The 17481-nt window shown below is 37.0% G+C and carries 23 protein-coding genes; 11 read left to right on the top strand and 12 right to left on the bottom strand.

The annotated features are described in order from the left end of the window. The first annotated feature begins 33 nt into the window (after positions 1-33). From ACN6NE_RS14645 to ACN6NE_RS14655, 3 genes are all read left to right on the top strand, one after another. Entirely contained in the window at positions 34-1893 is a 1860-nt protein-coding gene (locus ACN6NE_RS14645) for a monovalent cation:proton antiporter family protein (protein WP_474325760.1), read from the top strand. 353 nt (positions 1894-2246) lie between these two features. Next, entirely contained in the window at positions 2247-2759 is a 513-nt protein-coding gene (locus tag ACN6NE_RS14650) for a CotO family spore coat protein (protein ID WP_129706279.1), read from the top strand. Between the two features lie 77 nt (positions 2760-2836). Next, on the top strand, positions 2837-3172 hold the full coding sequence (locus ACN6NE_RS14655) for a DUF1360 domain-containing protein (protein ID WP_474325762.1): 336 nt from the start codon (positions 2837-2839) through the stop codon (positions 3170-3172). Between the two features lie 47 nt (positions 3173-3219). On the opposite strand, the gene ACN6NE_RS14660 is transcribed toward ACN6NE_RS14655, so the two are convergent. Next, entirely contained in the window at positions 3220-4053 is an 834-nt protein-coding gene (locus ACN6NE_RS14660) for an OmpH family outer membrane protein (RefSeq protein ID WP_474325763.1), read from the bottom strand. 140 nt (positions 4054-4193) lie between these two features. Continuing rightward, positions 4194-4931 (bottom strand): BMQ_0737 family morphogenetic spore coat protein, encoded by a 738-nt coding sequence (locus tag ACN6NE_RS14665; RefSeq protein ID WP_129706285.1) that lies wholly within the window; start codon positions 4929-4931, stop codon positions 4194-4196. Between the two features lie 261 nt (positions 4932-5192). Between ACN6NE_RS14665 and ACN6NE_RS14670 the strand changes: the two genes are divergently transcribed. The 5 genes from ACN6NE_RS14670 (at position 5193) to spoVIF (ending at position 6666) form a co-directional block, all read left to right on the top strand. Then, positions 5193-5579 carry a hypothetical protein gene (locus tag ACN6NE_RS14670; RefSeq protein ID WP_129706287.1) on the top strand — a complete coding sequence of 129 codons (387 nt, stop codon included), beginning with the start codon at positions 5193-5195 and terminating at the stop codon, positions 5577-5579. Between the two features lie 67 nt (positions 5580-5646). Continuing rightward, positions 5647-5823 (top strand): hypothetical protein, encoded by a 177-nt coding sequence (locus ACN6NE_RS14675; RefSeq protein ID WP_165351683.1) that lies wholly within the window; start codon positions 5647-5649, stop codon positions 5821-5823. A gap of 61 nt (positions 5824-5884) precedes the next feature. Further along, a complete protein-coding gene (locus tag ACN6NE_RS14680; protein WP_129706289.1) occupies positions 5885-6064 on the top strand; it encodes a hypothetical protein in 180 nt (59 codons plus the stop codon). An 87-nt stretch (positions 6065-6151) separates the two neighbouring features. After that, positions 6152-6274: a YjcZ family sporulation protein gene (locus ACN6NE_RS14685; RefSeq protein WP_013055448.1), complete on the top strand. Its 123-nt coding sequence runs from the start codon at positions 6152-6154 to the stop codon at positions 6272-6274. 134 nt (positions 6275-6408) lie between these two features. Beyond that, a complete protein-coding gene (gene spoVIF / locus ACN6NE_RS14690) occupies positions 6409-6666 on the top strand; it encodes a sporulation-specific transcription regulator SpoVIF (protein ID WP_013055449.1) in 258 nt (85 codons plus the stop codon). Between the two features lie 47 nt (positions 6667-6713). On the opposite strand, the gene ACN6NE_RS14695 is transcribed toward spoVIF, so the two are convergent. The 3 genes from ACN6NE_RS14695 to ACN6NE_RS14705 all read right to left on the bottom strand — a co-directional run bounded on the left by ACN6NE_RS14695 (position 6714) and on the right by ACN6NE_RS14705 (position 10301). Then, positions 6714-7502, bottom strand: coding sequence for a M48 family metallopeptidase (locus tag ACN6NE_RS14695; protein ID WP_240702586.1), 789 nt, complete (start codon positions 7500-7502; stop codon positions 6714-6716). Positions 7503-7592: 90 nt separating this feature from the next. Continuing rightward, the gene (locus tag ACN6NE_RS14700; RefSeq protein ID WP_129706291.1) at positions 7593-7832 is read right to left on the bottom strand and encodes a hypothetical protein; all 240 of its coding nucleotides are present in this window, start codon (positions 7830-7832) and stop codon (positions 7593-7595) included. 150 nt (positions 7833-7982) lie between these two features. After that, positions 7983-10301 carry an ATP-dependent helicase gene (locus ACN6NE_RS14705; protein ID WP_474325767.1) on the bottom strand — a complete coding sequence of 773 codons (2319 nt, stop codon included), beginning with the start codon at positions 10299-10301 and terminating at the stop codon, positions 7983-7985. 378 nt (positions 10302-10679) lie between these two features. Between ACN6NE_RS14705 and ACN6NE_RS14710 the strand changes: the two genes are divergently transcribed. Then, positions 10680-10931, top strand: a complete 252-nt coding sequence (locus ACN6NE_RS14710; RefSeq protein WP_474325768.1) for a hypothetical protein — start codon at positions 10680-10682, stop codon at positions 10929-10931. A gap of 76 nt (positions 10932-11007) precedes the next feature. Here the strand turns inward: ACN6NE_RS14710 and ACN6NE_RS14715 are convergent, their stop codons facing one another. From ACN6NE_RS14715 to ACN6NE_RS14735, 5 genes are all read right to left on the bottom strand, one after another. Next, positions 11008-11685, bottom strand: a complete 678-nt coding sequence (locus ACN6NE_RS14715) for a DUF421 domain-containing protein (RefSeq protein ID WP_013081784.1) — start codon at positions 11683-11685, stop codon at positions 11008-11010. Positions 11686-11774: 89 nt separating this feature from the next. After that, positions 11775-12209 (bottom strand): GNAT family N-acetyltransferase, encoded by a 435-nt coding sequence (locus tag ACN6NE_RS14720; protein ID WP_129706299.1) that lies wholly within the window; start codon positions 12207-12209, stop codon positions 11775-11777. 5 nt (positions 12210-12214) lie between these two features. Beyond that, positions 12215-12727 carry a YjcG family protein gene (locus tag ACN6NE_RS14725; protein ID WP_013055455.1) on the bottom strand — a complete coding sequence of 171 codons (513 nt, stop codon included), beginning with the start codon at positions 12725-12727 and terminating at the stop codon, positions 12215-12217. An 82-nt stretch (positions 12728-12809) separates the two neighbouring features. Continuing rightward, a complete protein-coding gene (locus ACN6NE_RS14730; RefSeq protein ID WP_129706303.1) occupies positions 12810-13535 on the bottom strand; it encodes an alpha/beta hydrolase in 726 nt (241 codons plus the stop codon). A gap of 162 nt (positions 13536-13697) precedes the next feature. After that, positions 13698-14084: a hypothetical protein gene (locus ACN6NE_RS14735; RefSeq protein WP_474325770.1), complete on the bottom strand. Its 387-nt coding sequence runs from the start codon at positions 14082-14084 to the stop codon at positions 13698-13700. A gap of 173 nt (positions 14085-14257) precedes the next feature. Between ACN6NE_RS14735 and ACN6NE_RS14740 the strand changes: the two genes are divergently transcribed. Next, entirely contained in the window at positions 14258-14794 is a 537-nt protein-coding gene (locus tag ACN6NE_RS14740) for a phosphatidylglycerophosphatase A family protein (RefSeq protein WP_013055458.1), read from the top strand. 125 nt (positions 14795-14919) lie between these two features. On the opposite strand, the gene ACN6NE_RS14745 is transcribed toward ACN6NE_RS14740, so the two are convergent. Then, positions 14920-15399 (bottom strand): GNAT family N-acetyltransferase, encoded by a 480-nt coding sequence (locus ACN6NE_RS14745; RefSeq protein ID WP_013055459.1) that lies wholly within the window; start codon positions 15397-15399, stop codon positions 14920-14922. 169 nt (positions 15400-15568) lie between these two features. Further along, positions 15569-16414 carry a MurR/RpiR family transcriptional regulator gene (locus tag ACN6NE_RS14750; RefSeq protein ID WP_013055460.1) on the bottom strand — a complete coding sequence of 282 codons (846 nt, stop codon included), beginning with the start codon at positions 16412-16414 and terminating at the stop codon, positions 15569-15571. 150 nt (positions 16415-16564) lie between these two features. On the opposite strand from ACN6NE_RS14750, the gene gnd reads away from it, so the two are divergent. Then, the gene (gnd, locus tag ACN6NE_RS14755; RefSeq protein ID WP_129706305.1) at positions 16565-17464 is read left to right on the top strand and encodes a phosphogluconate dehydrogenase (NAD(+)-dependent, decarboxylating); all 900 of its coding nucleotides are present in this window, start codon (positions 16565-16567) and stop codon (positions 17462-17464) included. Positions 17465-17481 lie beyond the last annotated feature (17 nt).

The raw sequence follows: 17481 nt of genomic DNA on the forward strand, positions 1-17481 counted from the left end.
TATAAATAGCGAAGGTAAAAGGAGGGGAATCTAATGGAACAGCACGCGTCCTTTACATCACTTGTTATCGTCATTAGTTTGGCCTTTTTAACGCCTATACTGTTGCATCGGTTTAAACTTAACATTATACCTGTAGTCGTAGCTGAAATTATTATGGGATTAATTATAGGGAAAAGTGGTTTTGACCTTGTGGAGCAGGATATGTGGCTTGAAACACTTTCCACTCTAGGCTTTATCTTTTTGATGTTTTTAAGTGGTTTAGAAATTGATTTTTCTGCTTTTGCTGGAGGAAATTCAAAAGACAAAAAGGTATCAGGAGCGAAGGTGCCAAATGCTTTTTCCATTTCTATACTAGTGTTTGCAGCTATCTTTGCGGTTTCACTATTTTTGTCCTATGTTTTTGTATGGACAGGTTTTATTGATAACGCCTTTTTGATGACGCTTATTATTTCTACCATTTCACTAGGAGTAGTAGTGCCGACCTTAAAAGATGCACAGATTATGAAAAAGCCGATTGGACAAACCATTTTATTGATTGCGGTTATTGCGGACTTAGTCACGATGATTTTACTAGCCGTATTTGCTTCCGTCTATGATAAATCAGGAAATAGTAATACATGGTTGATTTTAATTTTATTTGGAGTAGGAGTGATTTTATACTTCATAGGGAAGCAGTTTAAAAACCGATCGTTTCTTGAGACAATGTCTAAAGGTACAATTCAAATCGACACGCGCGCCGTATTTGCACTCATTATTATTCTAGTGGGCCTTTCGGAGTCAATTGGCGTTGAAAACATTTTAGGCGCTTTTTTAGCGGGATCACTCGTTTCTCTTCTTGCGCCTAACAAAAACTTAGTTCATAAATTAGATTCGTTTGGCTACGGATTTTTAATTCCTATCTTTTTTGTGATGGTAGGAGTGAAGCTTGACGTTTGGTCATTGTTCAGTGATAAAAAAGTGCTGATTTTAATGCCTTTATTATTCATTGCATTATTAATATCCAAGCTAGTCCCAGCGTTAATCTTAAGAAAATGGTATGATATGAAAACCGTTTTGGCATCGGGCTTTCTTTTAACATCGACTTTATCACTCGTTATTGCGGCAGCAACGGTTGGTGAAAATATTGGTGTTATTGATTCACAAATGTCCGGTGCGCTGATTTTGGTGGCGATTATTACATGTATTATTACACCTATTATCTTTAGAAAGCTGTTTCCAAAGCCAGAAATCAGTGACAGAAAGCTGAAGGTTAATATGCTTGGTGCAAATCAATTTACACTCCCGGTTATTCGAGAAATGGATCTTGATTTATATGATGTTACCATTTATCATCCTACTCAGGACAAAATTGAAAACCGTACGTCGGATTCCATTTTTAATATCGTCGACATCGATGGATATAGTAAGGAAACTTTAATACGTATGGGGATTTTAGATGCGGATGTATTAGTTGTAACAACAGGGGAAGAAGAGAGAAATAGCGACATTGCTCTATTTGCAAAAGAATACGGTACAGAAAGGGTTATTGCTCGCGTAGAAAGTCCTGTATTAGATGAAAAGATGAAAGAAAATAACATTGAAGTTTTTTCTGTGCTGTTATCTACGACTGCATTGCTAAAAGCTTTAATCGAGTCGCCAAATATTTTAAATATCTTAACGAATCAAGAAACAGCGCTTTATCAAATTAATATGCGTAACCTTAAATACGAGGGGATAGAGCTTCGTAAGTTCCCATTTACAGGAGATGTGATTTTTGTTCGAATCTTTAGAGGCAAAGATTCCATTGTACCTCATGGCGATACAGAGCTTGAATTTGATGATCGTTTGATTGTAACGGGGTCTCGTTCGTATGTGAATGAATTGCGTATGCTTCTTGAGTATAAAATTAGATAAAGGTATCTAGATAGGTGTAGGTTTCTACCTTATTGAGTGAGGGGAAGAGGCTGGGACAAAAGTATTTTAGCTCAAGTAAAAAACGAACCACTGATCAAGATTTTTGATTAGTGGTTCGTTTTTTTGTTGCGGTGTGACAAGCGGTTCAGCTCATGTGTCCCATTTGTGCGTCTTTAGATTGAATTAATTTCGTTATGTCTCAACCTCTTTTATTGTGTTTTCTCAAATGCTGGAAAAAAAGTACAGCGCTGCTTTTGGTGTTAAAAAGGCTACCGGAAAAAAATAAACAAGTTTTTCCGTGTTCAAGCATACATTTTTAAAAGAACGATAACAAGCAATTGGAGGTATGCTTCATGACTAACTCAAAATCTAAGTCAGAAGAAAACGAGCCGCTAATGTACATTGTCCAGCCAAACGCTACGCAAAATCAGCGTTCTATGCAATATTATTTTAGCTCAAAACAGCAAGACAATAAAGGAATAGAGAAAGAGCATGTGTTAAAAGAAGAGCCCAGCTTTTCTTCCATTCAAGAAGTCAAAGAGCCTGACGTAGAAAAAGTGGAAGAGATTAAGTATGAAAAAGAAGAAGAGCGTTCAATTGTTCCCGTGGATATACCGCAATCAGAGACTAAAAAGCCAAATAAAATGTTTCAGTCTATGACGATTAAAGAAAAAGTTGAATTTCTATGCAGCTTCCCGCCTCATATGTCTCAGCCAATTTGTGAAATTACGTGTCAAAACCAAAAATATATAGGAACGATTTTAGAATTAAAAGAAGGAAGTTTATACGTAAGCGTTCCTCCTAATAAAGAGAAAACAGTATTGACATTTCATGATATTCAGACCATATCTATCGTTAAAATTTAAGTAACTCTAAAAGCTAACAGTGAAGAAGCACGTTAGCTTTTATTTTCATAAGTTTGTGAATGCACGGAGGAATGAAGATGACATGGATTTATCTAACGTTATTTGTCTTTGCGACATTTCGACTTACTCGTCTAATTGTTTTTGATAAAATTACAGCTTTTATTCGTAAACCGTTTCATAAAATCGTAGAAGATCAAGATGAACAAGGAAATACGGTAACTTACCTAGAGATAAAAGGGAAGGGACTGCAAAAGTGGATTGGAGAGCTGCTCAGCTGTTATTGGTGTACGGGCATATGGTGTACGGTAGGGCTTTATTTTAGTTATGTAGCGATCCCGCATATTGCTATTCCTGTCATTACAATCTTAGCTATCGCAGGATGTGCAGGAATTATAGAATCGTTTATGAAATAAATGGACGAGTTAAAAGACATATTGAACATCAATATGTCTTTTAATAATTAAGGGAAATTTAGCACTACTTTATTAAAAAAAGGAATGCCTTCTCGCCATTCTTCACTATAAAAAAAGCCTTCTAGAATAAATGAAGTCGTATCAGAGGACAGCGGAATGACTATTTGAAAAGAGTCAAATAGTAACTTGTCTTTTGGCTTTAATACGGTTTGCTTAATAGGTTTGATCCAATATTCACCGTCATTTTGAATTTTTCCCTGCCATTTTGGATGAGCATAGCGCCATTCTAAAGAAGAAGAGGGGATACTAGAAACTTCAATGTCTTTTTCATCAATGATCTTCCCGCTTAATATAGCCGAAGCAGTGGGTTTCATTTTTAAGCAAAGCACCGGAGAGCGTAAAGTACTGCTCGTTTGATTTTGAATAATTACGTTGCCGAATATCGTCAGCTCGCTTTCATCTTGTTCTGGCAGCAGTATAGAATGTTGAAAGAAACAGAGAATATCACTCTTTTCAAACCTTTCCACAGGTTTTTCCACAATTTTTTCGATTACTTTTTCCACGATCTTTTCTTCAATAACGGGCTGTTTTCTCGAGGCTTTTTCCCGAAATGCTTCTGCAATAATTTTTTGTTCAGAAAGCTCGTTTCTTAGTAAATCCAGCTCTTTTTCTAATCCTTCAATTTCTACTTCTTTTTCAGATGTAGAAAGCGTCTCAGCGTGTTTTTTCTTCCAAAACAATGTATTTTCTTTTTCTCGTTCTAAAGCTCGTTCATAGCTTTTTAATTGGTTTTGTACGTACCGAATTTCCGATTTATAGTGAATGAGCTTTTGTTTTAATTGAGTTAAATCATCTTTAGGGGAAGGGGAGTTACGACTCATCTAGTAGTCTCCTTTCCTGCTGAGCTATGAATTAAGTTTGTAAACCTGAGCTGCCCACAGCAGTTTTATTTATATGTATGCACAAAGCTTGTAAACGATGAAAAAAGAGGAGAAATATTCTCCTCTGGCTTTTTATCTCGTTAATCAAAGTCGTGAAGGTCGAAGTCTGACTCTACGTCGTCTCCATCAAAATCATCGTGATGTGGCTTTCCAGGGAAAATAGCATCACATTGAGGTGGATATTCAATAGGTGAGCAGCTGCTTGTGGAAATGATTTCAGGGCGAGGATAGCAGAAGCTGCCCTCTACTTCAACTTTTACATCTTTTTCAATTTGGACACTTAGGCACAATACAAGATCAAAACTTAGTTGCTGTAAGTGACAATCTGATAATCTGAGAGAACCGTCAGTTCCTTCAAAAGATTCAAGGTGGACAACAGGTTCTGTTCCTTCCGGGGCGCATAAATAGAATGTCTGATGTATTTTCCAAGGAATAACGCTAGATTCAACCTCATCGTGTTTGTGATGTCCACTCAATTCAATTAACTTAACTCGGTAAAAGCCGCTAATTGATAATTTTACTTCATGAAGAACAACAACTTCTCCATCTGGTAACACAATTTTTTTAGGTCTGCGACCACCGTGTGGCACAAGCTCAATCACGTTATCAAGTGCGTCTTCATCTGAAGGATCTACAGGGTGACCTTCACTATCTGTTAAAACAATTTCCACTTCTACGTCATGGCCTAAATCTTTAAGATTTTCTTCATTAAACAATGAAGTATCGTTAGTAAAGATTTGTGGTAAAACAACTTGACGTCTAACCCAGTCGTACACTTTAGGTACGCGGATACATAATGATTCAAAAAGTTCTGCCATTTTTAAACCTCCTAATTGTAATTGTCCTTCCTTTACGCTTTTCGTTACTAGGTATCGGACTACTATAGTGTATGAATGACCAGCTTTTATGTTCCTTAGTAAAAGCGGAATTTATCGGAATAAATTCTAGTTGGAGCGAGCATAAAAAATGAAGGAAATAATAAACTCAATTACAGCATATTCATGTTAATAAAAAGTGTTATTCATCTTTAACTGATTTTTTAGAAGCTGTGGGTTATTTATAATGGAGGAGTGAAGGGCATGAGCGAGGAAAAAACGAAAAAATATATTGCTTCATTGAAGTCGGAGTTGGCTTTTTATAAAGAAGAATATCAAAAATTCAAGCACCAAGAATTTGAATATGAAGATATTAAGGAAGAGTTAGTGGAATTACAGCAAAAGCATGAAAAAGAAAAAAAGAAGCTAGAGGAAAAAATAGATTGGCTCAGAGCATGCGTTAATGAACAAAAATCAAAAACCGAACAGTCCATTGTACAGTACAATCATCAAGCTCAAGGGACAATTCAAGAACTGCAAAATCGGCTGCGTGAAGTGACAGAGCAAAAGGGAGGAGAAAGATCGAGAGTAAGAAAACCAAAAAACAGCACGGATTTATTCTTGTCCCTGCAGCGCAAAATGGACAAATAAGATAGAACGTCTTTCTTTAGTCCAGAATATAATGTTATAGATAGGATGCTGTGAAAAGGAGGGAAACATGATGTATTATCATTATAATTATAATCCTAATCAATACCCTCAGCCCCTGCCTTATCATCCACAACCAATGACAAAACAATCGGTGAAGAAAGGGCAGGCTATTCCTAAGCCAGTCCAGTACCCTTCTCCAAAACAAGGTGGTTGCGGCTGTGGTTCAAAGTTACCAAAGCGATAAGCAATAGAAGCATTGTCACTCGGACAATGCTTTTTTACATAGAGTGGAGAGAGGTGTAGAGATGCCAGATTTTTTCGATGAATTTGAACGTTTTTTTGAACAGCATATGATGGAAGAACATCGAAAGAGAATGAATGAAGTAGAAAAAGCAGAAAAGCAGATGGAACAGCAAGAGAGGAAACTGCAGCAAAATGTAAAAAGACTTGATGAGCAAGATGCTGAAGATCCGTTTGGACAATGAAATTTAATGTACACAGTTGAAAAGCCCATACAAAATCATTTGAGTGAACATACAGTATAGGGAGTAAAACAGAGGGGGTGTAATATTATGGGCTGCGGATTTGGCTACGGTGGTTGTGGTTACGGTGGTGGCTACGGCGGTGGTTTTGCGTTAATCGTTGTATTATTCATTCTATTAATTATTGTTGGTTGTGTTTGTTTTTACAATTAATCCCTTCTATGAATAAGGCACCGAAAAGTGCGGGTGAAGTTTCACTCGCACTTTATTTTTTTTATTAAATGTAAAGGGCACCATCTAGGCACATGGTGCATACGATGAAGTATAAATAAAGGAGGTCATGCAAAATGGATAATAATATGTTTAAAAATATAGAAAAGAAAACAGGCGTTAATATGAAGGATATTTTTGAACTTGCGAATTCTGTACAAAATGCTAATTTTAAAGATGAGCAAACGGTGCGTAATATTGTGAAGCGAGTAGCACAAATTGCGAATAAGCCAATTTCAAAACAAAAAGAAGAACAAATTGTTAAGGCGATTGCAAACAATAATCAATCCATTGATTTTGCGACCATCGCTAAAATGCTAAATGAGAAAAAATAATTTAACGTTTTTATATAAAGCCCTGACCTGTCAGGGCTTTTTTCCATTTATGCAATTTCATTTGTTTGGAATGCGTTAGAATCAAGATCAAACAGTTCCGGATGCTGTGCTAAGTAATTAATTTCTTTAATCCGATGAGCGATAGGGGGGTGAGTTGAAGTAGTTTGATTCAACCACATAAAAAAACCTTTTTCCTGTGAGTGCGTATGAACAAATTCCTCCTGATTTACTTTTTTATTTAGACAATGACCAACCGCAAGTATAGTGAGTGCTTGAGTGGCAGCTTTTGCATCACCAATCGCAACGGAAGCTATGCGATCACACGTATATTCACAGGCCCTAGAGTAAGCTTTTCCTAAAAAAGGAACCCAAAGGGCAGGTAGAATAAGTGAGTGGTAGAGTGTATGCTTACGTTTGATATGAACTAATTCGTGGGCAATAATAAAAGAAAGTTCTTTTTCTTGATTATCTTCAATCATTTCAACAATGTCGGAGTATAAAACGACAAAGTGACGTCCAAAAAAACGTGTAGCAAACGCGTTTAACAATCCGCCTGATTGAACAATATAAATATCGGGCAGCTCTAAATCCAGCTCTGAAGATAACTGTTTTGCCTGATGATAAGTGTGCGGGAACTGCTTCTCTGTCAATCTAACCCCATTGTTGCGAATTTGAGCAATAGAAAAACCGTGGAGTATAAATGTAATTAAAAAACCGATTACAAGGTAGATAATACCAACGAGTGAAATAATTAAAAAGAAATAGGTCAATAAGCTGATAACCATACACAGAATGAAAAAAATCTTTTCATTTTCATGAATAAGCTTTGTGTTCAATAATGGAGCCCCCTAAAATATAGTAGTACAGTACATAACGTAGTGTAACGTATCCACTTACGAATATCTACCTCTTAGTGGAACATTTGGTTAATAATAGATGATGAGAATATTAGTTATGGACGCTAGCTTGAAGTAAGAAAAAGAGGTTAAAACATAACTACAGGAATCCAATTTAAAGACAAACAATCTGGATACATAATCTGGACTGCTTGTTCGACCGCTGTTGCTTTCCGCGGGCGGCCGATGAGCCTCCTCGTCGCTTGCGATCTGCGGGGTCTCATCTGTCCCGCTGTTCCTGCAGGAGTCTTCGCCTTGCCTTCCAACCAACAGCTAGAAGCACCTGCGTTCACCACGATTATAAAAAAACGAACTATTTATCCGTTTTTGATAGATAGTTCGTTTTTCACTTTAATGAAACTACTTTTGTCCTAGCTTCTTCCTTCAACTAAAATCTTTTTATTTCAGCTTGTTTTTCCTTTACACTTTTTTTATAAACGACTTCAGGAATCTTGAAGGATAAGCGGTTTTACCTCTTCTAGTTTGCGGAACAGATAAGTAAAGTGAATTCTGTGCACGCGTCATTGCTACATATAAAAGGCGGCGTTCTTCTTGAAGCGGCACATCATCTCCGCCTCGATAAGCTTCGAGTGCATAATCATGAGGCAATCCGCCATCTACGCTGCTCAGTACGTATACATGCTTATATTCAAGACCCTTTGCTCGGTGAATTGTGGTTAACTGAATACTTTCATTAAATTGCTTGCTTAAAGCTTTCATCTCTGTGTTCATGCCAATCATATGGTCCACATGCTCTAACAGTTCAGGGACGGTTTTGAATTTACGTGCTACAACTTTTAAATCCCGCACGTCATCCGAACCTTTTTCCATCATATTTCCTTCATTTCCGCGTTTTTTGACAAAATCATCGAATCCCATATCTTTAGAAATCGTCTCAAGTGCCAAAGAAGGAGACATTGATTTTAGCGACTTGAATAAAGGAATTACTTTCTTGAGCTTTTTTTGCTGAAACGGTTTTAAATCTTGAAGATATTCAAGTGCATCAATAAATGTACCATCATGAAGAATACTTGCTGCTTTTAAGTCATTGACTGCTGTTTTCTTTAAAAAGAGTGCGTTTACTAAATCTTGTAGCGAACTTGCGTCATTTGGATTCACGCTCAAGCGTAGAAATGAAAGTAAACTTCGAACCATTCGTCTTTTATAAAACGAATCCGCATCTTGTTCGATTGAAAATGGCAGGTTTGACTGCGATAAACGTTCAAAGATGGCGCGTGAAGAAGCGTGAGTTCGGTACAAGACCGCGAATTCAGTTGGAGAAGCCCCTTGCTTAATCTTTTCTTTCATATCCGTTACAATCATTGTTGCTTCTTCTTCTTCATCGTAGGGAAAGAAGAATGTAGGTCGCAACTCATTATCAAACTGGGCAGCCATTTCTTTTTGTCGGCGCGCTGTATTTCGTGCAATGACTTTATTAGCGGAAGAAACGATGGCGTGAGCTGAACGATAATTTTGGTTTAACGTAATAACCGTTGTATGAGCAAAATCTTTTTCAAAGTTTAAAATGAACGAAGGGTCGCTTCCGCGGAAAGCGTAAATTGATTGATCATCATCTCCTACGACACACAAGTTTTTAGAGTCTTCACTTAGCATTTTCATAATTTTATATTGAACTTTATTGATATCTTGAAATTCGTCAATTAAAAAATAGCGAAACCTTTTTTGATAACGAGTTAGTAAATCGGGATTTTGTTTTAGCATTTCATAACATCCATACAGCATGTCATCAAAATCGAATAGCTGTTTTTGCTTTTTGACTTCTTCATAGCGACGATATAAAAAGTGCACATCTTGTTCCCATTTGTCTTTTGGGCGAACATCTTGCACCCCAACAAGCGTGTTTTTCCAATAGCCGATTTGCTGAAGTGCCTGATCAAACGGAAAATCTTTTTCATCCACGTGGAGCTCTCTTGCTGCTTCTTTCACAATCTGTTCTTTTTGCCAATCCCATTTTAGCAGGCGGTCCATTTGCCACGCTTGAGGATTATGATGAACAATCATACGTAAGAAAATGCTGTGAAAAGTTCCAACTAGCATTTGACGAAGATGTAAGCCGGACATCTTTGGGTATGTAGCCAATCGTTCTTTCATTTCTTTAGCTGATTTAGCCGTGAAAGTCACCAGCATAATGGATTTTGGATCAATTTGTTTTTCTTGTATCATATATGCGGTGCGGGCTGTTAATACACGCGTTTTTCCGCTTCCTGCACCGGCTAGAATAAGGAGCGGTCCTTCTGAATGTGTAACAGCTTTCCATTGATTCGAATCTAATTCAATACCGCTCTCTTTAAATTCATTTAAATAAGGAGAGTCAGAGTGTTTAGGAACAGCTGGTTTTAAGCGAAAAGCAGGAACACTTGAAAAAGGTGCGGAAGACCTCCATGTCGCTTTCTCTTTTACAGTTGAACTTTTCTCACCAATAGCTCGTCCTTTAGGAATACGAAATCCATTGGTTTCTCTGTATTCAGCCGGATTTTCTTTTATTTGTTGTACAGCTGTTGTTTCTGATAGTGTGTCTGAACACTCTTCTCTTTCATGGGGAACTTGAGCATGATAAAAGTAAGGAGAATGCTCAATCCCCAGATATAATTTAACTGGTTCTCCGCAGTGAGCACACGTCATTTCTCCTCGGAGACTAGCTTCATATAAATATTGAAATCGGTCTCTAGACGTTATAGCAAGATTAAGTATCTGATTTTGATAAAGTGCACGTTGCAAAAAACATGGCCTCCTTTTTAAAACATGAATAATCAATAGTAAATAAGAGGGAGTTAAAGCAAGAAGCCGCTCTCGTTCTACATCGATATAGATGTGTGTATACGCACAGTTTTTGTTTTATAGTCAAAGTCTATCATATCAAAATCATCTTTTCTTAAAAAGAGCACGGATATTTTTGGAGGGATAGGGTGTAAAAAAGGGTATATATTGAATAAGACATCACATATGTTCAAAAAAGGCGGTATAGATACAAGATGCCATCTGTTTTGAACAAGTCTAAAGTAGAGGGTTTAAGTGAGCTGTTTCAATGTCGATACTTCTTGAGAAAAATACTGAGGTCTGGGAGTAGAAGGTATCTTGAAAAAGAGGAGGGTTCATATGGGATACATACTGCCCGTCACACCTTATCAATCTATTCAATACGTAAATCGCCTTCAAAAAAATAATGTTTCTTTTTCAAATCGTATTTGGCCTATTGAGAAAAAAAGCTTTGACGAAGAGTTTGAATCGCATTCTCACTCACTGGAATTGACGCCAAGTTCAGTACAAAAGCGAAAAAAGCTTCAAGCAGCAGAGTGTATATACAGCAAGCTAACAAATAAGGGCCTAGTGATTAATACACGTGTCTAATAGAAAAAATCGTGAACGCAGCAGGATGAATGCGCTCACGATTTTTTAACAAAGTAATGAACAAGTAAAAAACATTTTAGTAAGATTCAATAAAAAGAGTACTGCCCTGCTGCCATTCAGCATAAAGCACCTGTTTATAATCGGTAAATCCCTGTTTTTTCAACTGTGTTTTTAGCCAGTCTTCATCAAAGCCTGACTGAATCAAGTTTTTCAAAAGCAAACGTCCATCACTGACGAAGGCGATAGATAAAACTGGTTCAGAAGGAGGCAGCTGTAGATCGCTTCTTGTTGGCTTAGCATAATCAGATTTTGGCAATACGCTTAGTGATCCATCTGTTTCTAAAATCGCATATTCAACTTCACGAATGGAAAATATGTCTTTTGAACGAAGCATATGAAGAAGCTGATCGATATCTAATCGATTTTTGCTAAGTTCTTTGTACGAAATTTTCCCTTTTCGAATAATAATAGATGGCCGTCCTTCTAAAAACAAGCGCAGGCGAATATTTTTTTGAGTAATAACTTCGGTAACATAAATAAGCGCTCCCCAAAAGATAACAGCAAATAAAATTTTGCCTATTCCTACTTCTGAGTCGTATAACGCATTTCCTACTAACTCTCCTAATACAAGAGCAGAGATAAAATCAAAAGTGGTAAGCTGAGTGATCGTCGCTCTGCCTAAAAATTTAGTTAAAATAAACAAGCAGATAAATCCGATAAAGAGTTCTAATGCAATTCCGATAAGTTCATCCATATTTTCACCTAATTCACATGATTAGGTATTAGTATAAGCAAAGCAAAGGTTCTTATCCTTTAAAAAAGCAAAAACACCAGGTTCAATTCCTAGTGTTTTTTACTTAGTTTCTTTACCATCTCTACATGTGGAATTCCAGCATCCATAAATTCACCTGAAACCGTTACGTAGCCTAGCTTTTTATAAAATCCTTCCGCATGCGTTTGAGCATGCAGCTTAATCTTTTCAATCTCGTGCTCTGCTGCGAGCTCTTCTAACTTATCCATCAAAAGCTTTCCTACACCGTCTTTGCGATAAGAAGAAAGAACGCAGATTCGTTCAACTTTTCCATAGTCCTCTACTATACGGAAGCGTCCTGCTCCAATTGGTGCAGTTCCTTTGTATACAACTAAATGCAGGGCTTCGGAATCGTATTCATCGATTTCTTGCTCTACATCAACCTGCTGTTCTTCTACAAATACTTTTTGACGTACGAAGTAAGCATCAGAATGATCTTGTTTGTTCGTTAGTACTTTGATGTTCACGTATCTTATCCCTTTCCAAGACGAAATGTTTCAAAAACAGTCCATGTTTCATTTTCAAGCTGGTACATTAAATGAAAGCGATCCACTGTTTCTTCATGAGCGACATCTACAAGCTTCAGCTGGCTATACACATCTAAGTGCTCATCATCTGAAAGGCGTTGACCAATTGTAATATGTGGAATAAATGAATACTCAGTTGGCTGTTCGAGATTGCCTTCATGAAGTTTATTGTAAAGTGACGTCAGTTCTGGCTTTTGTTCTACTTTTAAGTAAATAACGTTATTAGCTGGTGAAAATGAGCTTACTTTCGTTACATTTAATGTAAATGGATTTGTTTCTTCGGCAATTTTACGCAAGTTAGCCGCAATTTCATCAATTTGGTCTTCTGTAGCTTCAAAGACTTCTTTTAATGTAAGATGAGGCGGAATTAATGAATAGTGAGAATCATAGCGCTTTCGATAAGAATTCGCTACATCTTGCAATTTTTTAGATGGAAAAAGTACAACACCAAATTTCATAAAAAATCCCTCCAAAGTAAGATCATAAAATATGTATAAAGCGAGCTTATTATAACAAATTTTCAAAAAATATGGTATCTTTCTACTTCAACATATATTGAAGCGACCGCTTTACGTCTTTTTGCCAATATTTCCACGTATGATTTCCATTAAATTCTTCGTAGAAAACAGAATATCCACGCTGCTTCATTTGTTCGTGCAACAGGCGGTTAGGCTCAATAAAATTCAATATACCATCTTGTGTTGTTTTGACATCCGTCTCTTCAGTCCCAATAACATGATACAAATCCAGAAGTGAAGGAGAAGCAAATGAGTTGACCGTTTGTAATACAGCATCGTTCACGAAAGGAGAATGCATAATTACTTTCCCGAACGTGTGAGGATACGCAATGGCCGTCAGAAGTGAAACTGTAGCAGCAAGCGAATCACCAATTAGAACACGTGATTTTCCCATTTCATATGTAGGATATGTTTTATCCAAAAATGGCACAAGTTCATGTGCTAAAAAGCGAATGTAAGCATCTACTTGATTTCCTTCTGGATGATACTTATCGCGCCTGTCTTCCACGCTTTTATATGGAATTCCAACAAAAATAGTACGATCGATTTCTGACTCGTTCATTAAATCATCAATTAAACGAGGTGTCCGTCCGTACATAACATAATCTTTTCCGTCTTGGGCAATAAGTAAGGAATACTTATAGAGCGTAGAATAGTTTGACGGCAAATAGACTAGTAACGTGACATCTTCTTGTAGTGCGTCACTATAAAAAGAAATTTCTTCTAACTTCCGCTTACTTTCTGACATGAATAATCGACTCCTATGCATTTGAATGAAAGCGTTACCTTTATTGTAACACATTTTCTAATAACCGTTCTTTATTTTATTGTAACGAATTTTTTAGCGAATGACGAGAAAGAGGCATGCGTCATTAAAAAAGCGCTTCAGAATCGACTGAAGCGCTTTTGGTTAATCTAATTTTTTCATTTTTTTTAACATAGCTTTTTCTGCTTGGCTGGCTTTTTCTAGCGGCTTCTTCGTATATTCTTCTTCTTTTTCATCAATCGAAACCAATTCTGTGTCATTTTTTACATAACTTCGGATATTACGAGCACCGAAATAGCCGTTTACATCTTCTAAAATAGGCTTGTTTTCTTTTTGATCATAAAGAGTATATGAATTCTCTTCCTTAACGATAGCGTAGTGATTCCCTGCTAGAAGAGCTACGGCTTCTTTTTCGCTTTTTCCAAAAGTAGACATGAGAAACAGAACGATTAAGACGATAAAGAACAGGGCTGTTGCGCCAATGAAAAATAATAATAAGCCTCTGCTAAATTTACTTTGTTTTTCTTCCACAGTAGACAAACCTCCTGATTAGATAATTTCATTATAGCAAGTAAATGTAATGAGCGCCTAAAGAGATATGTGACGAGTTTATGAATTCAAGTGGATGAAACAAAAAAGGTTTTTAGCGCCTCTCATCGAATTTAATATAAAGAGAGACAACAACTTGAAAAGGAGAGAGAGACATGACAGCGAAAAAAATCCCAACGAGCAAAGAAGTAGCAAAGGCAACATTTGATTTGCTAGAAGAGCGTGGCGTAACAGTTTTAGATATTGCTGAAATTGTGTATGATTTACAGCTTCCTTATCATCCAGCTCTAACCATTCAGGAATGCGCTGAAAGCGTAGAAAGAGTATTGCAAAAGAGAGAAATTCAGCATGCGCTTCTAGTTGGAATCGAACTTGATAAGTTAGCTGAGCAAAATAAATTATCAGAACCTCTTCAAAGTATTGTAGAACAAGACGAAGGGTTGTTTGGTGTTGACGAAACGATTGCTCTAGGTGCCGTTTTAACCTATGGCAGTATCGCTGTTACGACCTTTGGCTATTTAGATAAAGTAAAAGTAGGCATTATTGAAAAGCTGGACTGTAAAAAAGAAAAAGGAGTTAATACCTTTTTAGATGATTTAGTAGCGAGCGTAGCTTCTAGTGCGGCAAGTCGTTTAGCTCACCGTCAGCGTGATGAACAAGAACAGCTGCAAGAGGGCAATCCGGCTACGTAATAAACTTCTTTTAGTATGTATATAAGCTGCGTAAATTAACACGTCGAAATGATTGAGTCTTTTATTTGAATAACGGAGACTAGGCACGTATCACCTACGTGTCTAGTCTTCGTTGATGGAACGATTTATGGCTGTAGTGAAGTAGTCATAAGGTAGCTTAAGTTTTTCAGCCCAAGACTTTCATAAAAAGCACGTGCTTTCTCGTTAAATGCCCATACGGTAAGCTGGAGGTCATTTGCTCCTTTTTGTACAGCCCACTGTTTCGTAGCAGAAAAAAGACCTTTTCCGACGCCATAATTTTGAAAGCCTTTCTTAACGCCAAAATATTGGATGTACGCTGTGTAGGAAAGAGGAGCTAATGTGGTGGGAGGGTTATATTTTAATTCAACAACAGACGCTCCAATAATTTGATTTCGATATTGAGCTACAAGAATATCAATGGTTGCATAATAAAGAGTAGCTTGATATTGTTCCGGAGATAAAACAGCCATTTGATTATCAAACATAGAAGGAAGCGCATTTGCGTGGAGTTCTAGTGATTCCCCTAATATTTTATTTACTTCTGTATAATCATCTAGTTTTGCAGTGCGATAGATAATATCCATACACACTTCACCTACTTTTTAAAAGTTGTGCTTTATCATATGTAGCAACTTAGAAAATGTTAAATGAGAATTAAAACCTGAAAATTTTAAGCGAAGAACTGCACTAAACAGAGCATATATTCTATGCTCTGTTTAGTGTTATAGTTGAAGAACATATAAGGGCGAAACATTAAATTCTAGTTTCAGCAATGGCATCGCGTACTTTTTCAAGCGAGTGTTTAGAGGCGTCTTTATTTGCAATCATTACATTAACGTACAAAGCATCAATGAGGCTTAGCTGTCCAATCCTCGAGGCAAGAGCTTCAGATCGATATTCTGTTTCTTCTGAACTCGTATAAAGAGAAACATCGACATTTTGGCTTAATGGAGATTTTGGAAAACCCGTAATACCGATCGTTTTGGCACCGTTCGCTTTTGCTGTATTTAAAATGTTCATCGTGTCTTTATTTGTTCCAGAATGAGAAATCACTACCGCTACATCCTGTTTCGTTAATTGAGAAGCGGACATAAGCTGGAAGTGGGAATCAATAAATGCAAACGTTTTAATTCCTGTTCGAACAAATTTATGAAAAGCATCCATAGCCACTACTGAAGAGCCGCCCGTGCCATAAAACTGAACTTTATCCGCCTTCATAAGAAGTTTGACGGCTTTTTCAATAGCGTTGCTTTCTAGTATCTGTAATGTATTTTCAAGCGTTCGCACATTGGAGCGAAAGATTTTTTCAGCAATCGTTTTTTCATTATCCGTTTCAGCAATTTCCTCGTGAATTTGCTGAATAGGCGTCATAATTTCAGCAGCCAGCGCTATTTTCATCGCTTGATAGCCCTTGAAGCCAATTCGTTTACAAAAGCGAAAGACTGTTGCATCAGCTACATTTAAATCGTCTGCCACTTCATTAATGGTACTGTGAATAATTTGTTCCGGCTGTTCTAAAATATAATTTGCTATTTTTTTCTCTTTTTCACTGAATCTAGCATAGTGAGAACGAATTTTTCCTAAGCAATTTTGCGTCATAACTGATGTTCCTTTCCGCGAATTTAGTAGTAAAAAGAGTATAGCACAAAAATATGAGTGAAAAAAATTTTCTTGTAAACGATTGCAAAATGAAAAATAATTCGTATAATGGAGGTAATGTGAAATTTTTTTTCAAAGGGAGTTTGTAAAATGAAAATTGGATTAATCGGTTTAGGAAAAATGGGATATAATTTATCATTAAATTTAATGGACAATCATCATGAAGTAGTAGCTTATGATGTAAATAAAGAAGCGGTAGAAAAACTTTCAAACGAAGGGGCAACTGACGCCTTTACTGTTGAAGAGCTAGTCAATGAACTTCCCCCTTCACCTAAAGTTGTATGGATTATGGTTCCGGCTGGAGAAGTAACGGAAAATGTTATTACAGAACTAAAAGAACTTCTGTCAGAAGGAGATATTATAATAGATGGAGGAAACTCTAATTATAAAGAATCTGTTCGACGTGCTCATGATCTTCAGGAAAAAGGTATTTACTTCTTTGATGTAGGGACAAGCGGCGGAATGGAAGGCGCAAGAAATGGAGCGTGTACAATGATCGGCGGAGATGCGGAAGTATTCCGTACAATTGAACCGATTTTTAATGATATTTGCGTAGAAAATGGATTTATGTACGCAGGTAAAAGCGGAAGCGGTCACTTTTTAAAAATGGTTCACAATGGTGTAGAATATGGAATGATGCAATCCATTGCTGAAGGATTTGAAGTTCTGGAAAAAAGTCAGTTTGATTTCGACTATGAAGCCGTAGCGCGCGTTTGGAATAACGGATCTGTTGTTCGTTCTTGGTTAATGGAACTAACGGAAAATGCGTTTTCAAAAGATCCTAAACTAGATAGTATTAAAGGGATCATGCAGTCTTCTGGCGAAGGGAAATGGACCGTAGAGACTGCTCTTGATCTTCAAACGGCAACTCCTGTTATTGCTTTATCACTAATGATGCGCTATCGTTCATTAGAGGAAGATACATTTACAGGAAAAGTTGTAGCAGCACTTCGAAATGAATTTGGCGGCCACGGTGTTGTAAATAAGTAAAGTAGGGGGACAGCAGC

The organism is Priestia sp. 53B2 (assembly GCF_056099005.1).